The sequence below is a fragment of the Peristeroidobacter agariperforans genome (assembly GCF_004138335.1).
GTDB classification, from domain to species: domain Bacteria; phylum Pseudomonadota; class Gammaproteobacteria; order Steroidobacterales; family Steroidobacteraceae; genus Steroidobacter; species Steroidobacter agariperforans.
On sequence record NZ_RYFW01000002.1, the window covers coordinates 581,283 to 602,032 of the forward strand.

Here is a 20,750-nt window from a genome sequence, read left to right on the forward strand (position 1 = left end):
GCGGCACTGGAACAGAACTTGCTCCCTTTGGGGTGGCAACCAGAGATCCGTACGAATGAGCGCAGTGTCACAAACAGAGTTCGACGACGTGAGCACCGAGCCGGCCGTCAATGACGACGCCGTAGAGACGGTGGAGTCACGCGCGGCGCTCTCGTCATCGGATGACATGGTCGCGATCGCCGACACGTCGCGGCGCCTGGCGGACCTCGCGCGTCGCGTCGCGGCCAGCGACTGCACGGTGCTCATTGCTGGCGAATCGGGCACCGGCAAGGAAGTGCTGGCGCGTTTCATCCATCGTCATTCGCCTCGCGCCAGCAAAGCCTTCGTGGCGGTGAACTGCGCGGCGATTCCGGAAAACATGCTCGAAGCCATTCTGTTCGGCTACGAGAAAGGCTCGTTCACGGGCGCGCACGCCAGCCACGCCGGCAAGTTCGAGCAGGCGCAAGGCGGCACGCTGCTGCTGGATGAAGTGACCGAGATGCCGCTGGGCTTGCAGGCCAAGCTGCTGCGCGTTCTGCAGGAACGTGAAGTGGAGCGCCTCGGCGGTCGTTCGTCCATTGCTCTGGACGTGCGCGTGCTCGCGACCACGAACCGCAACCTGCGCGCCGAAGTCGCCGCCGGTCGGTTTCGTGAAGACCTCTACTATCGTTTGAATGTGTTTCCTCTGCAGACCTCGCCGCTGCGTGAGCGTCGCGATGACGTGTTGCCGCTCGCGATGCGTTTGTTGACGGCTCGCTGCCGCGCTGGCGAACGGATTCCGGCACTGAGCGCCGATGCCGCTCACATGTTGTTGCTGTATCCCTGGCCGGGCAATGTCCGCGAGCTGGACAACGTCATGCAGCGTGCACTGATTCTCGCCAACAGCTCGGTGATCCAGCCGGAGCACATCCATCTCGAGATCGAAGGTCTGGATGCGCTGCCGGCTGCCCTGGCCGCAGCTAGCCAGACGGTTCGTGATTTCGTGGCCGCGCCTCAGCGTCCGGCCGCTCAAGAAATATCGCGCAGGAACGGCACCGCGGAGGGCGGCTTGTCCGACTCGCTGTCCAGCGCCGAGCGCGACTTGATTCTGGACGCCTTGCGTTCGGACAACGGCAATCGCCAGGCCGCCGCCAAGCGCCTGGGCATCAGCCCGCGCACGCTGCGTTACAAATTGCAGCGCCTGCGTGAAGCGGGCTTCGTGGTTCCTGCTGCCTGATCTGGCTGGAGTAAACGCACATGTCTTCATTACAGATCGACGCCGTGCTCTCGCAGATCCGCGCCATGCAGTCGCAGATCAAGGGTGTCGGCGGCGGCGTCGGCGCTCCGCAGAACGATGTCGCCAAAGTGGCGGGTGTGGAAAGCGCGGTGCAAGCGCCGACCAGCTCGTTCGCGAATGTGTTGAAACAAGGACTGGATTCGGTCAGCCAGACCCAGGCTCGCGCCTCGGACCTGGCGACCAAGTTCGAGCAGGGCGTGCCCGGCATCGAGCTGCCGCAAGTGATGTTGGAAATGCAGAAGGCCAGTGTTTCCTTCCGCGCGGTCACCGAAGTGCGCAATCGCTTCGTGAGTGCGTATCAGGAAATCATGAACATGCCGATTTAATGGCGAGCGACTGGTAACCAATGATTATGGGTTTCGATGGAATCGTTCGGGGTGAAGGATGAGCGCTGAAGCAGCAGCATTGCCGTCGCCTGCGCAGCAGATGGCGGGTATGCCGGAATCGTCGATGCCGGCGCAGCCGCCGCGTCCGACGCTCATTCCGCCCGGCCTCAAGCCGCTCGCGTTGCTCATCGGCATCGCGGCCGCGGTGGCTGCCGGCGTTGGCATCGTGTTGTGGTCGAAAGAGCCGACCTACAGCCTGTTGTACGGCAACCTCGGCCAGCAGGACGCCGCGCAGATCGCGCAGGCGCTCGATACAAACGGCATTCCCTATAAGCTCGAAGGCACCGGCGCCATCACCGTGCCCGCCGATCGCGTGCACGACGCTCGCTTGAAACTCGCCGGCCAGGGCTTGCCCGAAGGCGATGGCGGTTTCTCCGTCATGTCGAAGGACCCGGGCTTCGGCGTCAGTCAGTTCATGGAAGGCGCGCGTTATCAGCACGCGTTGGAAACGGAGCTGGCTCGCACGATCACCAACTTGCAGGCCGTCGAGGGTGCGCGTGTGCACCTCGCATTGCCGCGTCAGTCTGCTTTCGTTCGCGATCGTCGCAAACCGAGCGCCTCGGTGTTCCTGCAGATGAAGCCCGGCCGTCGTCTCGAATCCGAGCAGGTCACAGCGATCGTCAACCTGGTCGCGTCCAGCATTCCTGAGCTCGAGTCGCAGCAGGTCACGGTCGTCGATCAGCAGGGCCGTTTGTTGTCGTCGCCCGAAGGGACCAATACCGAAGTAGCCGAGCGCGAGAAGCAGATGGAAATCGCGCGCGAGCTCGAAGATCGTTACACGCAGCGGGTCCAACAGTTGCTGACGCCGCTGGTCGGCACCGATCGCGTCCGTGCACAGGTCGTTGCCGATGTCGAAATGTCGACGACCGAAGAAGCTCGTGAGCAGTATCGTCCCGACAGCCAGATCGTTCGCAGCGAGCAGCTGGCCGAAGAAACCAGCCGCAACGGATCCGGTCCGCAGGGCGTGCCGGGTGCGTTGACGAATCAGCCGCCGCAGCCGGGCACCGCGCTGCCGCCGGGTGCGAACGCCACGCCGGCTCCCGCCAACGGCGCGCCCGCGAATGCGAACGGCGCCGCTGGTGTCGCGCCGCCGGACAACACGTCCAAGCAGCAGACTCGCAACTACGAAATCGATCGCACGGTCGCGTACACCAAGTTGCCGGCGGGCCGTTTGAAACGCCTCACCGTAGCGGTGTTGGTGGACAACCTGCGCTCGACTGCCGAAGACGGCAAAGTGACCGAAACGGCGCTCTCGCCGGAGCAGCTCGAGAACATGACGAAGCTGGTGAAGGACGCGATCGGCTTCAACGAGCAGCGTGGCGACAGTGTCAGCGTCGTGAATCAATCGTTCCGCGGCGAGACCAAGCCGGAGGACATCGTGGCGGACAAGATTCCTCTGTGGGAACAGCCGCTGATGCGTGACGTGGCGAAGCTGCTGGTGGGCTTGATTGCGTTGCTGGTGCTGGTGTTCAGCGTGCTGCGCCCGATGCTTCGCAGCCTGCTCGGCGTGCCGCCGAAGGCGGACAAGAAGGGTAAGGACAAGGATGGCAAACAGGGTCAGATTCAACAGGTGACGCCAATGTCGATGGCCGCCGTGGCCGGCCCCGCGCTTGCGGCCGCAGCGGATGGCAGCGTCGCGGCGCCGCTCGATTATGACGGTCAGATCGCGGCAGCCCGCGCTCTGGTGACGCAGGATCCGGCGCGTGTGGCGCAGTTGGTGAAGACGTGGGTCGGCGACGATGAGTAAGGAAAAGGCAGAGAGCAAGCGGAATGGCACCGAGCGTGCAGCCATCCTGTTGCTGTCGCTCGGCGAGGCCGAAGCGACGGAAATCATGAAGCACATGGGCGCCAAGGACGTGCAACGTATCGGCGCCGCCATGACTCAGCTGCAGAACATCTCGCGCGCCGAAGTTCAGAACGTGCTCTCCGAGTTCACCAGCGAGCTCGAGGAGAAAACCGCACTGGGCATTGGCGTCGACGATTATCTGCGCAAGGTGCTGATCGGTGCGCTCGGCGAGGACAAAGCCGGCGGCGTGATCGATCGCATTCTGTTCGGCCGCTCCAGCAAGGGTTTGGAAGCGCTCAAGTGGATGGACGCGCGCGCCGTTGCCGAGCTGATCCGTCAGGAACATCCGCAGATCATTTCCATCGTGCTCGCGTATCTCGACGCCGATCAGTCGGCGGAGATCCTGTCGCAGTTCCCGGATTGGCTGCGCGCCGACGTGATCATGCGCATCGCGACGCTGGATGGCATTCAGCCCACCGCGCTGCACGAGCTCGACGAAGTGATCGAGAAGCAGTTCGCCGGCAAGACCGGCGCGCTCAAGACCTCCATCATCGGCGGCATCAAAACCGCGGCGCAGATCATGAACTTCCTGGATTCGAGCCAGGAGAGCGTGCTGATCGAGAACATCCGCAAGGTGGACGACACGCTCGGCGGCAAGATCCAGGATCTGATGTTCGTGTTCGGCGACCTGGTCGAAATCGACGATCGCGGCATGCAGGAAGTGCTGCGCGCCGTGCCGGGCGAGAAGCTGCTGCTCGCCATGAAAGGCGCGGACGACGAGCTCAAGGCGAAGATCTTCAAGAACATGTCGCAGCGTGCGGCTGAAATGCTCAAGGACGATCTCGAGTCGCGCGGTCCGGTGCGCCTGTCCGAAGTGGAAGCCGCGCAGAAAGAGATCCTGCTGCAGGTTCGCAAGATGGCCGAGGCTGGCACCATCCAGCTCGGCGGCAAGGGTGAAGAGTTCGTATGACGAATCCGTCGCGCTACGAATTGCCGAGCATCAGCAGCATGCAGGCGGCCGTGCAGGGGCGTCGCCCCGGCAAGACCGTGCAGGAGCTGGAAGATCTCGAGCAGCGTACGTACGAAGAAGCGTTTGCCAAGGGCCAAGCGGAAGGTCGTGCCCAGGGCCTGGCTGCGGCCGAGCGCGAGATGCGTCCGCAAATCGAACAGCTGCAGGCGCGCGTGCAGCGGCTCGACACCATCATCAACTCATTGGCGCGTCCGCTCGATGAGCTCGATCCGGAAGTCGAGGATCAGCTGTTGCAGCTCGCGCTGACGATCGGCCGTCATCTGGTGCGTCGTGAGTTGCGCATCGATCCGAGTCAGGTGATCGCGATCATTCGAGAGACCGTGGCGCTATTGCCTGCGTCAGCGCGCGATGTACGCGTTCATTTGCATCCCGAAGACGCCGCTGTCGTTCGTGAAAAACTCGCTGCCCCAGTTGGCGAGCGCGCCTGGACGATCGCCGAGGATCCCGTCATGGGACGAGGCGGGTGTCGCGTGACCACGGAGACTGCGCACATCGACGCACGTTTGGATACGCGCATTGGCAGCGTCATCAGCGCGCTGTTGGGCGATGAGCGCGTAACGGCGATTCGCGGTGGCGAAGAACAACCCGCTGAAGCTGGCACGTCGGCGGACATGTTCGATGGCAACGGCTCGGGCACGGGTGCGGCATGAGCAATCCGGCCTCCACTGGGATTGCTTTCGGCGCGCTTCCGGGATCGCAGGGCTTGCAACTCAAGCGCGGCGCGAACTGGGCCAAGCAGCTCCAGCGTGCATCTAGGCTCGTCGATCGATTGGAGCCGCCGCCGGTTGAGGGCGTGCTCACACGCATGATCGGTCTTACGCTCGAAGCCGCTGGCTGCCAGGCTGCGATCGGCGATCGTTGCGACGTGTTGGGAACGAACGGTCACAGCGTCGAAGCCGAGGTTGTCGGCTTCTCGGGCGATCGTTTGTATCTCATGCCCACCGGCGACATTCATGGTCTCAAGCCGAATGCACGTGTTGTCCCTCGCACCGGCGCGGGCACGGCGATTGTCGGTCCGCAGCTCATGGGTCGCATCATCGACGGCGCAGGCAATGCGCTCGATGGCCTCGGGCCGCTGAACTGCGAAGATCGTATTCGCATGGTCGGTGCGCCGATCAATCCGCTGATGCGCAAGCCGATCGAGGAACCGCTCGATGTCGGCGTGCGCGCCATCAACACGTTGCTCACAGTGGGTCGGGGGCAGCGTATCGGTTTGTTTGCAGGCTCCGGCGTCGGTAAAAGCGTGCTACTCGGCATGATGGCTCGCTACACGACCGCAGATGTGATCGTCGTCGGTCTGATCGGCGAGCGTGGTCGCGAAGTGAAGGAATTCGTCGAGCGCATTCTGGGCCCTGAAGGCCTGGCTCGCTCGATCGTCGTTGCCTCGCCGGCGGACAATACGCCGCTGATGCGCTTGCACGGCGCGTGGCGCGCGACTGCCATCGCCGAATACTTCCGCGATCAAGGCAAGAACGTGCTGCTGATCATGGACTCGCTGACTCGTTTCGCCCAGGCGCAACGTGAGATCGGTCTCGCCATCGGTGAAGCTCCGGCGACCAAAGGTTATCCACCGTCGGTGTTCGCCAAGCTGCCGCAGCTCGTCGAGCGCGCAGGCAATGGCGACAGCGGCTCGGGTTCGATCACGGCGTTCTACACAGTGTTGAGCGAAGGTGACGATCAGCAGGACCCCATTGCTGACTCGGCACGCGCGATTCTCGACGGTCACATCGTGCTGACGCGTCGTTACGCCGAAGCCGGTCACTATCCCGCCATCGACATCGAAGCGTCCATCAGCCGCGTGATGCACGAGATCGTGCCGCACGAACACTCGACGATGGCGCGTCAGTTCAAGCAGGCGTTGTCGACGTTCCAGCAGAACCGGGACCTGATCGCGATCGGTGCATATAACAAGGGCAGCGATCCACGCATCGACGCCGCCATCGCCGCGTGGCCGGCCATGCAGAAGTTTCTGCAGCAGAACGTCCACGAGTCGGTCGACTACCGCACCAGCCTGGCGCAGTTGCAGGCGCTGGTGGGCGGTTGATCCAGATGAAGCGAGCGAAACGACTCGAGCCCGTTCAGCACATCGTCGACGAGGCGCAGAAGCGTCTCGCGATGAGCGTTGCTGCGTTCGAAAAGCGCCTGCTGGACGGCGAGAAGAAGCTCGAAGAGCTGGTCCGCTACAAGGCCGAGTACGAGCACGGCTTTCAACAGCGCGCTGCAGGCGGCATCGGCGTGATGGAAATGCGGGACTATCAAGCCTTTCTCGCAAGATTGGCTGAGGCCATCAAGCAGCAGCAGACGCTTGTGAACCGCGCCCGTGCCGAGCATGAAGCCGAGCGCGTAAAGTGGCAGGAAGCCTTGAAACGTTCAAAAGCGCTGGGCCATGTGGTCGAGCGCTGGCAGGCCGAAGAGCGCCATGTGACCGAACGACGCGAGCAGCGCGAAAGCGATGAGCGCGCCCAGCGAAAGATTCCCAGACCCTGATCATGACGCCCACTGTTCCTTCCGCAGGTACTCCCATGTCAGTCGCCAGCACTGCCACGCCCGGCGCCGCTGCTCCAGCCACTTCGTCGTCGACTGCGCCGTCCGGCGTGTCGGTGGATTTCATGTCGATGCTCGGTCAGCTTGCCGGCGCGGTCGCGCCGACACCCGCTTCGACGGCCATGCAAACGGCTCCGGCCCTGCCCGCAACTGAAGACACCGAAGAGCTGGACGGCGATGCCGAGTCCGCCGACATGCTCGGCATGATGCCGATGTCGTTGCCTGTGATGCCGACGGAAGTTAAGGCTGATGGCAATGCGCAGGCGGCGACGCTGCTTGGTGTAGCTGCAGCGGGCATGACAAAGGGTAAAGATGCGGTCGCTCCGGAAGCGCAGTTGCTCAGCGACTTGATTCAGCCGGAACAGGCTTCGGCGCAGGGAAAGTTCGAGATTCCGCAACTGCCGGAGAACGACAGCGTGTCGCCGTTGCGCCAGGCCGAATCGGCACACGCTCGCCCCGTCAATGTTCCTGTCGGCAGTTCGCAGTGGGCTGACGAAATCGGCTCGCGGATGACCATGATGGTGGAGCAGGGCAAGCACACGGCGTCGCTGCGTTTGTCGCCCGAACATCTCGGCCCGCTCGAAGTTCGCATCACCATGAATGGCGACCAGGCGTCGGTGCAGTTCGGCGCCGCGCACGTCGATACCCGCAACGCCATCGAAAACGCGCTGCCACGCTTGCGTGAAATGTTCGCGTCGCAAGGTTTGTCGCTGGCCGATGCCAACGTGTCTCGCGAGCCGCCCCGTCAGCAGCAGAATCCGACGCCGCAATCTTCTTCTTCTTCTTCGTCCGGCTTCGGCAGCGAGGACGGTTCGACTGCGGTGGCAGCCGCTCAGGTTCGTCTGGGACTGCTCGACGCGTACGCCTAGCTCATCCTTTCTTTCGCAGCCCGTCGTACATAGAAAATACCCACGGTCGCAAGGCAAGCAGTAATCCCATACTGCGCTTGTCCTTATCGGGCAACCCGGCATCGAGCGCGGCGAGCTCAGCGAAATCTCGCGCGAGCATCTCGGCCTTGCGCGTCAGGATCTTTGCCGACGCTTCGGACAACTCGGCCGAGGCAAAACTGATCGACTCGTGGCGGCCGGTGAAATCGGCCTGCAGGAATTCTGTCTTCACCTGTTGCTCATATAGCCGTCGCACCGGCCCGTTGCTGCGCCAGGAGATCACATTCGAAGTGCGCAGCCGGACTTTCAGCTTGGGCTGCAGCTCGATCAGCTTCGCTGCGTCGAGCTTGACCAGCAGACGACGCAGTTCGCGCTCCGGCAGGTCGAGCTCGCTCGCGATCGCCGGCGGCTCGTGTCCATTGAGCAGCAGATGAAAGCAGGCGAGCAGGCGTGAATCGGAGGCTAGCGTTTCTTCCTGCTCGATCGTGAGCTGTTGTCCGCCGGCAGTGGTTTGTTGAGCCGCCATTCTGGCGACTTCCACGATGCTCAGTCCCAACGCCGTGCAGATCTGCTCGAGCCGCGCGAGCGAGAAGGTCTCCTCGGCGAAAATGCGTTTGATCGAGGCTTCGCTCAGGCCGACGGTTGCCGCCAGGTCTCGATAGGTCGTGCCTCGCGCCTTCAGGCTGCGCTTCAACACGGCAACGATCTGCGCGCACTCGCTCATTGGATGCGGTCCCAGTCTGGTCGGATGAGTCCCAGAGTATTGGATTTCGCAACTTCTGCAAGGCCGGTTGCGAATTCTGGGGAGGGGCCGGCAGGCTCGCCTGACCGACCTACGGCAATGAAGGAACGATTATGAGCGCGCTGGCAACGTTCGAGTCCAGGGAAGAACACCGCGAGGTTTGCAACGACAAGCACTCCCACCTCAATTCGACGAGGGTGCTTGGGCGAATTGCACCGAGGTCGGTCGATGATGTGGTGCATGCGGTGCGGCGGACCGAGCTGCGTGGTCAGAGCCTGAGCGTCGCCGGATCGTGTCATGCGATGGGTGGCCAGCAGTTTGCGACCGATGCATGGCTGCTGGATATGCGCTCGATGGACAAGGTGCTCGGCTTCGATCGCGAGCGAGGAATCATTCACGCGCAGGCTGGGATCACCTGGCCGGACTTGATACGACACTACGTGATTGCGCAGCGTGATGGAGCGAGCGCGTGGGGCATCCGCCAGAAACAAACTGGCGCGGATCGTTTGACGCTGGGCGGCGCCGTGGCGGCCAACATTCACGGGCGAGGGCTGGCTTACTCGCCATTCGTCAAGGACATCGAAGCTGTCGAAGTGGTGTTGGCCGACGGCTCGGTCGTCGAGTGCAGTCGTGCCCGAAACCATGATCTGTTTCGGCTGGTGGTCGGTGGCTATGGGCTTTTCGGAGTCGTCACGTCAGTGAAGCTGCGCCTGGCGCCGCGGCAGAAAGTGGAGCGCGTCGTGGAGCTCGCGCGGGTGGAACAAATCATCGAGCGCTTTCAGGAGCGGATCGATAGCGGCTATCTTTACGGCGACTTCCAGTTCTCGAGTGCACCGGAGGATCGCGGGTTCCTGTCTCGCGGCGTCTTCTCCTGCTATCGGCCGGTGGCTGCCGACACGCCGATTCCGTCCGGTCAGATTCGCTTGTCGCCGGCGGACTGGCGTCGCCTGCTGTATCTCGCCCATCGCAACAAGCTGCAGGCGTTCAACGAGTTTGCGGACTTCTATCTGCAATCTTCCGGGCAGATCTACTGGAGCGACACGCATCAGTTGAGCGTGTACCTGGACGACTATCACGGCAAGCTCGACGAGGCGCTGCAGCCGCAGGTCGCCGGATCGGAAATGATCACGGAGCTGTATGTGCCTCGCGGGCGGCTGGCTGCCTTCATGCAGGATGTGCGCAAGGATTTCCTCCGACATCGGGTCGACTTCATCTACGGCACGGTGCGACTGATCGAGCCGGACACAGAAACGTTCATGGCCTGGGCTCGCGAGCGCTTCGCGTGCGTCATTTTCAACCTCCATGTGGATCACGATGCTCGTGGCCTGGCCACTTCGGCCGACGCCTTTCGCCGATTGATCGATATCGCCATCAATCACGGCGGCAGCTACTTCCTCACCTATCATCGGCACGCCTCGGTCGCCCAGCTTCGTAGCTGCTATCCGATGTTCGAACAATTCCTGGCGTCCAAGAGAAGTCTGGATCCGCAGGAAGTATTTCAAAGCGATTGGTATCGGCACTACCGCGACGAGCTCGCAAGGACGCCATGAACAGCCTGCACGCGTTGGAATCGAATCGTGGCCGAGTAATAGTGCTGTGGGCCTGTACGTTCCTGTTCTGGTTGCGCGTCGTGGGGCAACTGGAAGTGCTGCTCGCCGCTCCGTCCTGGTTGCCACCGATGAGCGACTGGTATTCAGGGCTGATTCCGTATCCGCTACTGGTCCCAGTGCAGATCGCGATCTTGATGCTCATGTCCGCCTTGGCGATGCGCGAGATGCAGGCGGGGCGTCGCGCGTCGAGCGATTCCAGCCACGGGATGCCGTGGGTGCGTAGGTTTGCTGTCGCTTACTTTGTCGTGATGGTATTGCGACTGGTGTTTCAGTTCGCGCGAGGCGCGGACAACCTGACCGATGCCGGAGGCATTCCGGTTGCGTTCCACTGGGTGCTGGCGCTATTCCTGCTGGTGCTCGCCAGACCGTCGTCGGTTAGCATGGATGTCCGTGCCAAGGGGGAGCCCGCGTGAAGATCGAGTTCTGGTTCGAATTTGCCAGCACCTATTCCTATCCGGCGGCGATGCGCATCGGTGCGCTCGCGGCCAGCCGAGGTGTGCAAGTGGTATGGCGCCCGTTCCTGTTGGGACCGATTTTCAACCGGCAGGGTTGGAACGACTCACCGTTCAACATCTATCCGGCGAAGGGTCGATACATGTGGCGCGACATGGAACGAATCTGTGAGCGTCAGGATATTCCCTTGCGCAAACCGACGGTGTTCCCGCGCAATGGTTTGCTGCCGGCGCGGGTGGTGTGTTCGCATGCACAGCAAGCGTGGGTGCCGGACTTCGTTCGTGCCGTCTATCGGGCGAACTTTGTAGATGATGCGGACATCTCCAGTCCGGCCGTCGTGGAGCAATGCTTGACTGCGCTCGGTCAGGACGCCGCGGCGATTCTCGCGACGTCGCAAACGCCGACGGCCAAGGACACGCTCAAGGCTCAGACTGCGGAAGCGATGGAGCGAGGCATCTTTGGCGCGCCGTCGTTCGTCGTGGGAGACGAACTGTTCTGGGGCAATGACCGGCTCGAAGATGCCCTCGCGTGGGCGCAGCGGTGAACCGCATTTCGAGCGGCTTTTACCAGGGTCTTGCGCCGATTTAAATTGTCAGACAATATAAATCCCGTCGGCCGACACGGATCAGTCACTCATCCAACGGGAGATTCCAATGATGGAACTGCACGGCCGGATACCTTTACCCCGCCTTCTGGCGGTCATCCTGTTCTTCCTCAGCTCGTTACTGCTGTTCAACCAATCGGCCCATGCGCAGGTCGCGCCGAGTCACGACCCCTCGCGCATGATCCGCAACGTCGACGGGCGCTATTGGATATTTACGACCGGCGACGGTGTCTGGGCGATGTCCTCGAGCAACGCGAACTTCACCGACTGGCGCGTCGAGAACCCGGTTTTTCCAGTGGGTACGTGGCCCAGCTGGATCAACAATTACGTGTCGGGATTCAACGGCTTCTTCTGGGCGCCGGATGTCATCAACGTCAACGGTCAGTATCGGCTTTACTACTCCTGTGCAGGGCAGGGCGCGCCCGCCGCGATAGGACTGGCGACGGCGACGAATCTGGCCGGCCCGTGGACCGATCAGGGGCTGGTCGTTGCCGGCAACAACGCCATCGATCCGGCGCCGCTGGTCGACGGCAGCAATCATTGGCTGACGTGGGGTAACTGGCAGACCGGCATCGACCTGCTGCAGTTGAATCCGTCGAACGGCAAGGCGCTCAACTCCAGTCGCTGGGATCTCGTGCCCGGCCAGGTGGAAGCGCCGTACCTGCACAAGAACGGCAGTTATTACTACCTGTTCTTCCAGCGCGGCCTGTGTTGTAACGGCGTGAACAGCACGTACTACACAGTCGTCGGTCGCTCGACCAGCATCACCGGCCCGTATCTCGACAAGGCCGGCGCGAGCGTGCTGAACGGCGGCGGCAGCATATTCCTTCCCAATCGCGATGGAAGATACATCGGGCCGGGGCACGTAGGCGTCGGCGAAGGCAAGCTCACTTATCACTTCTACGACGGCAACGATAACGGCGCGGCGAAGCTGAGAATCACCACGATGAGCTTCAGCAATGGCTGGCCGGTCGCTGCAGGCGTAAACCTGCCATCGCAGGGCGGAACGCTCGCCAATGGCACGTATCGAATTCGCAATCGAGCCACTGGCAAATATCTGGACAACCTCGGCGCGACGGCCGATGGCGCCGACGTAGCGCAGTGGGCGTCCAGCAACAGCGCGAACCAGCGTTGGATACTCACGACTTCCGGTGGCTATTCGAAATTGCGAGCAGTGACCGGCGGCAAATATCTGGACAGCGTCGGTCGCACAGCCGATGGCTCAGCGGTCGGGCAGTGGGCCGACAGTCCCAGCTTCAATCAGCAGTGGACGCTCGTCGCCGTGGACTCCTACTACAAGATCGTCAACCGTTCCAACGGCAAGGCCATAGACACCGGCGGCCAGACGGGCGACGGCGCCGTCATGCAGTTCTGGTACGACAACATCAGTTTCAACCAGCAGTGGGCGTTCGAATACGTCAGCTCGGCGACGAGCCCGTAGCGCTCACTTGCCGGGCATGGCCGGGCTCGTCCCGGCCATGCTCGCGGCGTGCTCTCTCGTGCGAGTGTCGCGAGTCAACACTTCGGCAGCGGCCGCGCGAAGCTCGTCTGCGGGTACATCGGACAGATCCTCTTGTGCGGGCGCCGAGCCATTTGCGGACAGGTACGCCTGCAGATCGCGTAGCACTCGCTTGTTCGCGAACAGGTGCGGCACTTGCTCGTCGTCGCCCTGGTCCCGATTGAACTTACCGAGCAGAAATCGCAGGGAGTCCCTCGACGTCCACAGCTCGGTAAGCTTCGCGCGATATTCCAATTCCCACGCGGCCAGGCTGGGGAACTGCTGAAGATCGGCGAAATGCTGAGTTTCGTGGCCGAGCAGGCTGGCACGGAAGGCTTCGCTATCCAGGCCCTGCGGGAATGCGGGGCCGACGGCGTACAGGCGCTCATCGGTGGCCCAGCCACCGTTCGAGCTACGCTCGCAGCGTGCAAACGAGCTCCAACCGCGCGTGACGAAGTCATTCAACACTTCGAGTTGCACCGGATAGCTGCGCTCGGGCAGCCGCACCTCGCGCACGGAGGAATCCTGTTTGCGCCAGACCATCAGTTCCCGCAGTGGCGGAGTGTTTCCCAACTGCGAGTAATATCCTCGTGCGCGCAACTCGCGGGCCACTCGCTCATCCAGCGCGTCCCAGTCGGTGATCACATCCGGCTCGCCCAGCAGATTGCTGAGGCCGCGCTGGAGTTCGCCGCTGTGGCGGTCACGCGTGGCAGGGAACATCAATGCATGCCACCAGTACGTTTGATACAACCCCAGCACATCACTGAGGAACGGATCGCCCACCTCCGGTCGCGGCGGCGGCGTGGCGTCAGGGCCGAATCGCTGCAGCATGCAGCGTCGATAAACAACGTCTTTGCCAGCGAAGCTACTCCTCGCCGCCGATTGCAGCGCCGCGGCTGCGAGCCTGGCATTTCCCTGCAGCGCGGCCTTCATGGACCGGGCGATCGCCTGTTCGCCGACGGCACTGGTGAAGTCGCCATTTTCGCCGGCGGCGCTGCTCGTAATGCTCAGCAATCCGCAAACGAATAGAATTACGCCAGCCGCGGCCGGCCTGAAATCCTGAAACATCGCGCCCTCGATGCCAGTTGCCCTGTCTGTCGGCTTGGACGCGAGCGATGGGGCACAGGGTTACAGCCGTGATTCAATGAGCAACTGCTGCTATATGCTTTTGACGAGGTGACAAATTGAACCAGATCCTGCTGGTCGCGATCGGCGGCGCCATCGGTTCGGTGGCGCGTTTCAAGCTGTCGGGGTGGGTGTTGCACCAGAGCCCGAACTGGCGCTTTCCCAGCGGCACGTTCGCGGTCAACGTCATTGGCTGCTTGATCGCCGGGCTGCTGGCAGGCTTGGCCGTGAAGCAGGATTTGTTCACGCCGGAGGCGCGAGTCTTCCTGTTCACCGGCTTCCTGGGCGGGTTCACGACGTTCTCGGCGTTCGGCCTGGAGACGTTGTTGTTGTTCAAGCGCGGCGAGCCGGGCGTGGCGATCGCCAACGCGGTCGTGAGCATCGTCGTTGGCTTGCTGGTTGCGTGGCTGGGGTACGAGCTCACGGCGCGCGGCGTCGGCTAAGGAGAACAGGCGATGAAGTTCGTGAAGTGCACCTTGGCAGGGCATGGGCCGGCGATCCTGGACATCCTCAACGAGCAGATCCGCTCTTCCACTGCGGTGTACGAGTATGTGGAACGCACGCCGGACAGCATGGTGGCCTGGTTCAAGGCCAAGGACGCGAAGAACTACCCGGTCATCGGCGTCGAGGACGAGAGCGGGGCGCTGATGGGCTTCGCCACTTATGGTGTTTTTCGCGAGCGCCCGGCCTACAAGTACACCGTCGAGCATTCGGTGTACGTGCACCAGGATCACCGGGGCAAGGGTCTCGGTTTGGCGTTAATGGAACGTCTGATAGAGGCGGCCCGCGCGCAGGATTTGCACGTGATGGTGGGCGGCATCGACGCGACCAATGCGGTCAGCATCGCCCTGCACGAGAAGCTCGGCTTCGTGCACGCGGGCACGATCCGCGAATCGGGCTACAAGTTCGGCAGCTGGCTGGATCTGGCGTTCTATCAATTGACGCTGCAGACGCCGAGTAAGCCCGTCGAAGGCTGATAACTGCAACCCTTACCGCGTCCAGCATTTGACACCTGCCGGATGCGAGTCGACGTGCACTTGAGCAGCACGTCACAATTGCCCGCGCCAAGATTCCGTCGCCGTTTTGCGGTGTGTCGCAGTTCACACTGTGTTTTTCGGGTATTTCTCTTCTGAATTAATCACTTGCACACCCCCTGGAGGGCGTGGCACGTCGCTTGCTCTTCTTCGGCAGCGACGAAGTCTTCGAGGAATGCGCGATGTCCGATGCTCCTGCTGCCGAAGCCCCTGCTGCGGCACCCGGCAAATCCAAAATGCTGGTGATTGTGTTGTGCTCGATTCTCGCTGCGGGAGCAGCGGGTGGCGGCGTTTATTTCATGACCGCGAAGAAGGGTGGCGAAGAGCAGGCGGCTGCCGAGACTGCGCCGGCGGTCAAGACTCCGGCGATCTACAGCAAGTTCGATCCGCCGTTCGTGGTGAATTTCCAGAACAAGGGAATGACGCGCTTCCTCCAGGTCAGCATCGAAGTGATGACCCGCGACCCGGCGACCGCCGAGTTGCTCAAGGAACACGATCCGAAGCTGCGCAATGACCTGTTGATGCTGCTCGGCGGCCAGACGTTCGAGACGTTGAGCTCGCGTGAAGGCAAGGAACAGCTGCGCACCCAGTCGCTCAAGGCGGTGGCGGACGTGATCGCGGCCGAAGGCGGCAAGGCGGAGAACGTCGAGCAGTTGTACTTCACCAGCTTCGTAATGCAGTAACCCAGAGATTGAGACATGTCCGGCAGTGACATTCTAAATCAAGATGAAATCGATGCCCTGCTACATGGCGTAGACAGCGGCGCCGTCAAGACTGAAGCGCCGGTCGCGCCCGGCGAGGCGCGCAACTACGATTTCTCGAATCAGGTTCGCATCGTGCGCGGGCGCATGCCCACGCTCGAGATGATCAACGAGCGTTTCGCGCGCCTGTTCCGCATCAGCCTGTTCAACCTGCTGCGCCGGACGCCGGAAGTCGCGGTGGCGCCGGTGAAGATGCTGAAGTTCAGCGAGTACGTGCACACGCTGCACGTGCCGACGAATCTGAACCTGGTGAAGATCGTGCCGCTGCGGGGCACCGGCCTGATCGTGATCGATCCGAAGCTGGTGTTCACCACGGTCGACAATTTCTTCGGCGGCAACGGCCGTTACGCGAAGATCGAAGGCCGCGAATTCACCGCGACCGAGCAGCGGATCATTCACATGCTGCTCAAGCACGTGTTCGCCGATCTCAAAGAAGCCTGGTCGCACGTGCAGCCCCTGGACATCGAATACGTCAATTCCGAAATCAACCCGCACTTCGCGAACATCGTGAGCCCGACCGAAATCGTCGTGATCACCAGCTTCCACGTCGAGCTCGACGGCGGCGGCGGCGATATTCACATCACCATGCCGTACGCGATGATCGAGCCGCTGCGCGAGTTGCTGGACGCCGGCGTGGCGAGCGACCGGGTCGAGCACGACGAGCGCTGGGTCAGTGCGCTGAAGGAAGAGATCGAGGACGCCGAAGTCGAGTTAACGACGTTGTTGGGCCGCTCCAAGCTCACCATGCGTCAGCTGATGGATATGAAGGCCGGCGACATCCTGCCGTGCGACTTCACCGGCCGCGCCACGATCATGGCCGAGGACGTGCCCATCTTCCGCGGCAAGTTCGGTGTTTCCAACGGCCAGCAGGCCGTGCAGGTCGAAGATCGTATCTCCCGTATGCGTCCACGAATGCTGGACATCTTGAACGCGAAGGTTTGAACCCATGAGCATGAGTAGAGAAGCAATGGAGGCGGCCCAGGCTGCCCAGTTTGCCGAACTGCTGGAGCAGGAACAGCGCCAGCGCGCGGCTCCCCAGCCGCAGCCCGATCCCGGTCTGCCGGGCGGATCGCCCACCGATGTGAACCTGGAAGTCATCCTGGACGTGCCGGTCACGCTGTCGATGGAAGTGGGCCGCACGCGCATCCCGATCCGCAACCTGCTGCAGCTCAATCAGGGCTCGGTGGTGGAACTGGATCGCGCGGCCGGCGAGCCGCTCGACGTGTTCGTCAACGGCACGCTGGTGGCGCACGGCGAAGTCGTGGTCGTGAACGAGAAGTTCGGCATCCGTCTCACCGACGTGATCTCGCCGTCCGAGCGCATCCGCAAGCTGAAGTGAGTTGATGTCGAAGTGAGTCAGGGCAAAGTTCTCATGCCGCGCACCTTGATGCTGTCCGTCATTCGTGGCGTGGCGCTTCGAGGTCTGGCCGTCACGGCCGCGATCGGCATCCTGTGTTTAGCTGCACCGATGGTATTTGGCGCCGAGAAATTCGCGGCCCCCGAAGCATCGCAGGCCCCCGCCGCCGTTGGCGCGGGCAGCCTGACTCAGGTGACGCTGTCTCTGTTGCTGGTGCTGGGCATCGTCTTCGCGGCCGCATGGATCACGCGTCGTCTGCGCGGCTTTGGCAAGTTTGGTAACGGTGCTCTGCATGTCGTTACCGAGATCGCCGTCGGTGCGAAGGAGCGCGTCGTGCTCGTGCAGGTCGGCAAGCAGCAGTTGCTGGTCGGCGTGGCGCCAGGCCGCGTGAGCACACTGTACGTTCTCGATGAGCCTGTAACGCCGCAGACTCCGGGCACTCCGGTCGCGCCCAGTGATCCTCGCCACCCCACCGATTTCAAATCGATCCTGAAGCGGAGCCTCGGACTGTGATGCGCGCGTTCGACAAGCTGCGCGGCCGGGGGCTCGCGCGGTACGCGCTGGCGGCTCTGATGTTGCTCGCGCCGTTCATATCTTTTGCTCAGGGCATTCCGGCGGTCACCGTGTCGACGGCGCCGGGCGGCGGTCAGCAGTATTCGTTGACGCTGCAGATCCTGATCCTGATGACGGCAATCACGCTGTTGCCGGGCATCGTGCTGATGATGACGGCGTTCACGCGCATCGTGATCGTGCTGGCGATCCTGCGCCAGGCGCTGGGCGCCGGCCAGGCGCCGCCGAACCAGGTGCTGATCGGCCTGTCGCTGTTCCTCACGTTGTTCGTCATGGGGCCGGTCATCGACCAGGTGAATACGCAGGCGGTGCAGCCGTACATGGAAGGGAAGATGGACGCGACCACCGCCATGAACACCGGCGTGGAGCCGCTCAAGAAGTTCATGCTCGATCAGACGCGAGAAAGCGATATCGCGACGTTTGTGCGCATCTCCGGCGGCCAGGGCTTCGATAAGCCCGAAGATGTGCCGTTGCGCATACTAGTGCCGGCATTTGCAACAAGTGAGCTGAAGTCTGCTTTCCAGATCGGCTTCCTGATCTTCATTCCGTTCGTGATCATCGACCTGGTCGTGGCCAGCGTGCTGATGTCCATGGGCATGATGATGTTGTCGCCGGTGCTGATTTCCTTGCCCTTCAAACTGATGCTGTTCGTGCTGGTCGATGGCTGGGGCCTGATCATGGGCACGCTGGCAGCGAGCTTCTACACATGACGCCAGAAACCATCATGACCATCGGCCGCCACGCGCTGGAGATCACGATGCTGCTGGCGGCGCCGCTGCTGATCGCAGCGCTCGCGATCGGCTTGTTGGTCGGCGTGTTCCAGGCGGCGACCCAGATCAACGAAATGACGTTGTCGTTCATCCCGAAGCTCATCGGCATGGCGGCGACGCTGGTCATCGCCGGCCCGTGGATGTTGAAGCTCATCGTCGGCTACACGCGCGAGCTGTTCGAGAGCATTCCCGGCCTGATCGGCTGATCACACTCGTCGATGATCAATCTCACCACAGGACAGCTCGAAGCCTGGCTGGCGCAGTACCTGTGGCCATTCCTGCGCATCGGCGCCTGTTTCATGATGGCGCCCATCTTCGGCGCCGGCTTCGTGCCGCCGCGGGTACGTTTGTTTCTGGCTGGAGCAATTACATTCATCGTCGCGCCGCTGATTCCGGCGCCGAACGTGGAAGTGTTTTCGTTCGCGGCTGTGGTCGTGACCATTCATCAATTGCTGATCGGCTTCGCGAGCGCGTTCGTGTTGCAACTGATCTTCGATGCGCTCGCCATGGGTGGGCAATTGCTGGCCAATACCATGGGTCTGGGCTTCGCGTTCAACGTCGATCCGTTGCGCGGCGTCAGCACGCCGGTGCTCGGCCAGATGTACATGATCCTGGTGACGCTGCTGTTTCTTGCGATCAACGGTCATCTCGTGCTCATCGAAATCCTGGTGCAAGGCTTTACGACCCTGCCGGTCGGCATGAGCGGTCTCGACAGCGAAATGATCTGGCGCGTGGCGCAGTGGGGCACTCAGCTGTTCGCGGGTGCGTTGATCGTCGCGCTGCCGGGCATGGCCGCGCTGCTGGTTGTGAATCTCGCGTTCGGTGTGATGAGCCGTGCCGCGCCCACGTTGAATTTGTTCGCAGTCGGTTTCCCGATCACGCTGATCTCCGGCCTGGTGATCATGTACATCGGCCTGCCCTCCGTGCTGGCCGCCTTCAATCAATCGCTCGAAGCAGCGTTCGAAGTCATTCGTACGCTGCTGCGTGTCTCGCCGTAGGAGTGAGCCATGGCAGAGGGCGATGACGCACAAGAAAAAACCGAAAGCGCAACTCCCAAGCGCCTCGAGGACGCGAGGCGCAAAGGCCAAATCCCCAGATCCAGGGAGCTGAGTGCGGCGGCGGTGACCATGTCGGCGGCGGCGGCGCTGTACATGATGGGCGATCAGATCGCCGGGAAGATGTACGCGTTCATGGAGCGCAGCCTCACACTGACTCGTGAGCAGTCGCTGGACGCCACGCAGATGATTCCAATGCTGACGAGCGCGGCGATCGATGGCTTGAAGATGTGCGCGCCCGTGCTCGGCATCATCTGCCTTGCCGCGATCCTCGCTCCACTCGCGCTCGGCGGCTGGTCATTCAGCACCGAAGCACTGATGCCGCAGTTCAGTCGGCTGAATCCCCTGGAAGGTGTGAAGCGCATCTTCTCCATGCGCGCGGTGGTCGAGCTGATCAAAGCGTTGGCCAAGTTCGGCATCGTCGGTCTGATCGCCGTGATCGTGCTCTGGAACGACGTGACCACGCTGCTCAATCTCGGCCAGGAACCGCTCCATCAAGCCATTGCTCACACCATCACTCTGGCCGGCAAGGCATTGATCGCCATCACAGCGGGCCTGCTGATCATCGCCGGCATCGACGTGCCTTATCAGCTGTACACGTACGCCAAGCAATTGAAGATGAGCCGCCAGGAAATCCGCGAAGAGCACAAGGAATCGGAAGGCTCGCCGGAAGTGAAGGGCCGCATTCGTCAGTTGCAACAGCAGTTCGCCCGCCAGCGCATGATGCAGGACGTGCCGAAGGCCGATGTGATCGTCACCAACCCGACGCACTTCGCGGTGGCCTTGCGCTACGACGAGAAGCGCATGCGCGCCCCGATCGTCGTCGCCAAGGGCGTCGACCTGGTCGCCGCCCGCATCCGTGAGGTCGCGACCGAACACAACGTGCCGATCTTCGAAGCGCCGCCGCTGGCCCGCGTGCTGTATCGAAACGTCGATATCGGTGGCGAGATTCCCTCGGCCGTTTATCAGGCCGTGGCGCAGGTTCTGACTTACGTGTTCCAGCTGCGCGTCGCCAAGCGCTCCGGCTTCCAACCGCCGCCACGGCCGGATGTGACGGTCGAAGAGTAGTGGGAATCCTCCAGCTGTAGATCACTTACGCGGAGTTATCGCCTACGCGGACTCTTAGGTTATGAGGGGCCTTGCCGTGGTTCGCGCACGCGGCAATGCGTCTGATGAATATCATTACGTGGATGGAATCGCCGCAGGCCTGCTCCTTGCGACCTGCGGCGCGACTCAGTTTGAGTAATGCCTTGACACGCCATTTTCGCCATCCTGGCATTTGC

At 62.3% G+C, this 20,750-nt stretch carries 23 protein-coding genes and 1 pseudogene; 22 read left to right on the forward strand and 2 right to left on the reverse strand.

The annotated features are described in order from the left end of the window. Positions 1-55: 55 nt before the first annotated feature. Genes EK373_RS16480 through EK373_RS16515 form a run of 8 tightly spaced genes read left to right on the forward strand, consistent with a single transcriptional unit; the run spans position 56 to position 7,870 of the window. Positions 56-1,195 (forward strand): sigma-54 interaction domain-containing protein, encoded by a 1,140-nt coding sequence (locus tag EK373_RS16480; protein ID WP_269813688.1) that lies wholly within the window; start codon positions 56-58, stop codon positions 1,193-1,195. Positions 1,196-1,215: 20 nt separating this feature from the next. Continuing rightward, on the forward strand, positions 1,216-1,581 hold the full coding sequence (fliE, locus tag EK373_RS16485; protein ID WP_129644815.1) for a flagellar hook-basal body complex protein FliE: 366 nt from the start codon (positions 1,216-1,218) through the stop codon (positions 1,579-1,581). Between the two features lie 58 nt (positions 1,582-1,639). Continuing rightward, positions 1,640-3,388, forward strand: coding sequence for a flagellar basal-body MS-ring/collar protein FliF (fliF, locus tag EK373_RS16490; protein WP_129644817.1), 1,749 nt, complete (start codon positions 1,640-1,642; stop codon positions 3,386-3,388). After that, a complete protein-coding gene (gene fliG / locus EK373_RS16495) occupies positions 3,381-4,397 on the forward strand; it encodes a flagellar motor switch protein FliG (RefSeq protein WP_129644819.1) in 1,017 nt (338 codons plus the stop codon). Before fliF ends, fliG begins: the two co-directional genes overlap by 8 nt. Further along, entirely contained in the window at positions 4,394-5,107 is a 714-nt protein-coding gene (locus EK373_RS16500) for a flagellar assembly protein FliH (RefSeq protein ID WP_129644821.1), read from the forward strand. The genes fliG and EK373_RS16500 overlap by 4 nt, the downstream gene beginning before the upstream one ends. Continuing rightward, positions 5,104-6,501: a flagellar protein export ATPase FliI gene (fliI, locus tag EK373_RS16505; protein WP_129644823.1), complete on the forward strand. Its 1,398-nt coding sequence runs from the start codon at positions 5,104-5,106 to the stop codon at positions 6,499-6,501. Before EK373_RS16500 ends, fliI begins: the two co-directional genes overlap by 4 nt. Before the next feature lie 5 nt (positions 6,502-6,506). Beyond that, on the forward strand, positions 6,507-6,944 hold the full coding sequence (fliJ, locus tag EK373_RS16510; RefSeq protein ID WP_129644825.1) for a flagellar export protein FliJ: 438 nt from the start codon (positions 6,507-6,509) through the stop codon (positions 6,942-6,944). A 35-nt stretch (positions 6,945-6,979) separates the two neighbouring features. Then, positions 6,980-7,870 carry a flagellar hook-length control protein FliK gene (locus tag EK373_RS16515; RefSeq protein WP_157994392.1) on the forward strand — a complete coding sequence of 297 codons (891 nt, stop codon included), beginning with the start codon at positions 6,980-6,982 and terminating at the stop codon, positions 7,868-7,870. A 1-nt stretch (position 7,871) separates the two neighbouring features. On the opposite strand, the gene EK373_RS16520 is transcribed toward EK373_RS16515, so the two are convergent. Next, positions 7,872-8,612: a helix-turn-helix domain-containing protein gene (locus tag EK373_RS16520; RefSeq protein ID WP_129644829.1), complete on the reverse strand. Its 741-nt coding sequence runs from the start codon at positions 8,610-8,612 to the stop codon at positions 7,872-7,874. A gap of 131 nt (positions 8,613-8,743) precedes the next feature. Between EK373_RS16520 and EK373_RS16525 the strand changes: the two genes are divergently transcribed. From EK373_RS16525 to EK373_RS16540, 4 genes are all read left to right on the forward strand, one after another. Then, the gene (locus EK373_RS16525) at positions 8,744-10,180 is read left to right on the forward strand and encodes an FAD-binding oxidoreductase (RefSeq protein ID WP_129644831.1); all 1,437 of its coding nucleotides are present in this window, start codon (positions 8,744-8,746) and stop codon (positions 10,178-10,180) included. Beyond that, positions 10,177-10,653, forward strand: a complete 477-nt coding sequence (locus EK373_RS16530; protein ID WP_129644833.1) for a hypothetical protein — start codon at positions 10,177-10,179, stop codon at positions 10,651-10,653. Before EK373_RS16525 ends, EK373_RS16530 begins: the two co-directional genes overlap by 4 nt. Next, positions 10,650-11,237, forward strand: coding sequence for a 2-hydroxychromene-2-carboxylate isomerase (locus tag EK373_RS16535; protein ID WP_129644835.1), 588 nt, complete (start codon positions 10,650-10,652; stop codon positions 11,235-11,237). The genes EK373_RS16530 and EK373_RS16535 overlap by 4 nt, the downstream gene beginning before the upstream one ends. Positions 11,238-11,346: 109 nt before the next feature. After that, a complete protein-coding gene (locus EK373_RS16540; protein ID WP_129644837.1) occupies positions 11,347-12,738 on the forward strand; it encodes a family 43 glycosylhydrolase in 1,392 nt (463 codons plus the stop codon). 3 nt (positions 12,739-12,741) lie between these two features. Here the strand turns inward: EK373_RS16540 and EK373_RS16545 are convergent, their stop codons facing one another. Then, a complete protein-coding gene (locus EK373_RS16545) occupies positions 12,742-13,863 on the reverse strand; it encodes a hypothetical protein (protein WP_129644839.1) in 1,122 nt (373 codons plus the stop codon). 116 nt (positions 13,864-13,979) lie between these two features. On the opposite strand from EK373_RS16545, the gene crcB reads away from it, so the two are divergent. From crcB to flhB, 10 genes and pseudogenes are all read left to right on the forward strand, one after another. After that, positions 13,980-14,363, forward strand: coding sequence for a fluoride efflux transporter CrcB (crcB, locus tag EK373_RS16550; RefSeq protein ID WP_129644841.1), 384 nt, complete (start codon positions 13,980-13,982; stop codon positions 14,361-14,363). Between the two features lie 12 nt (positions 14,364-14,375). After that, positions 14,376-14,897, forward strand: coding sequence for a GNAT family N-acetyltransferase (locus tag EK373_RS16555; protein ID WP_129644843.1), 522 nt, complete (start codon positions 14,376-14,378; stop codon positions 14,895-14,897). Positions 14,898-15,136: 239 nt separating this feature from the next. Further along, positions 15,137-15,637: a flagellar basal body-associated FliL family protein gene (locus tag EK373_RS16560; protein ID WP_157994393.1), complete on the forward strand. Its 501-nt coding sequence runs from the start codon at positions 15,137-15,139 to the stop codon at positions 15,635-15,637. Between the two features lie 15 nt (positions 15,638-15,652). After that, positions 15,653-16,657, forward strand: coding sequence for a flagellar motor switch protein FliM (gene fliM, locus EK373_RS16565; protein ID WP_129644847.1), 1,005 nt, complete (start codon positions 15,653-15,655; stop codon positions 16,655-16,657). Between the two features lie 127 nt (positions 16,658-16,784). Then, positions 16,785-17,054, forward strand: a pseudogene (gene fliN, locus EK373_RS16570) (flagellar motor switch protein FliN); the annotation flags it as partial. Positions 17,055-17,087: 33 nt separating this feature from the next. Next, on the forward strand, positions 17,088-17,585 hold the full coding sequence (gene fliO, locus EK373_RS16575; RefSeq protein ID WP_129644851.1) for a flagellar biosynthetic protein FliO: 498 nt from the start codon (positions 17,088-17,090) through the stop codon (positions 17,583-17,585). Beyond that, positions 17,585-18,352, forward strand: a complete 768-nt coding sequence (fliP, locus tag EK373_RS16580) for a flagellar type III secretion system pore protein FliP (RefSeq protein ID WP_269813689.1) — start codon at positions 17,585-17,587, stop codon at positions 18,350-18,352. The genes fliO and fliP overlap by 1 nt, the downstream gene beginning before the upstream one ends. Next, positions 18,349-18,618, forward strand: a complete 270-nt coding sequence (fliQ, locus tag EK373_RS16585; protein ID WP_129644853.1) for a flagellar biosynthesis protein FliQ — start codon at positions 18,349-18,351, stop codon at positions 18,616-18,618. The genes fliP and fliQ overlap by 4 nt, the downstream gene beginning before the upstream one ends. 12 nt (positions 18,619-18,630) lie before the next feature. Further along, positions 18,631-19,410, forward strand: a complete 780-nt coding sequence (gene fliR, locus EK373_RS16590) for a flagellar biosynthetic protein FliR (protein WP_129644855.1) — start codon at positions 18,631-18,633, stop codon at positions 19,408-19,410. Between the two features lie 9 nt (positions 19,411-19,419). Then, positions 19,420-20,535 (forward strand): flagellar biosynthesis protein FlhB, encoded by a 1,116-nt coding sequence (gene flhB, locus EK373_RS16595; protein ID WP_129644856.1) that lies wholly within the window; start codon positions 19,420-19,422, stop codon positions 20,533-20,535. The last annotated feature ends 215 nt before the right edge of the window (positions 20,536-20,750 follow it).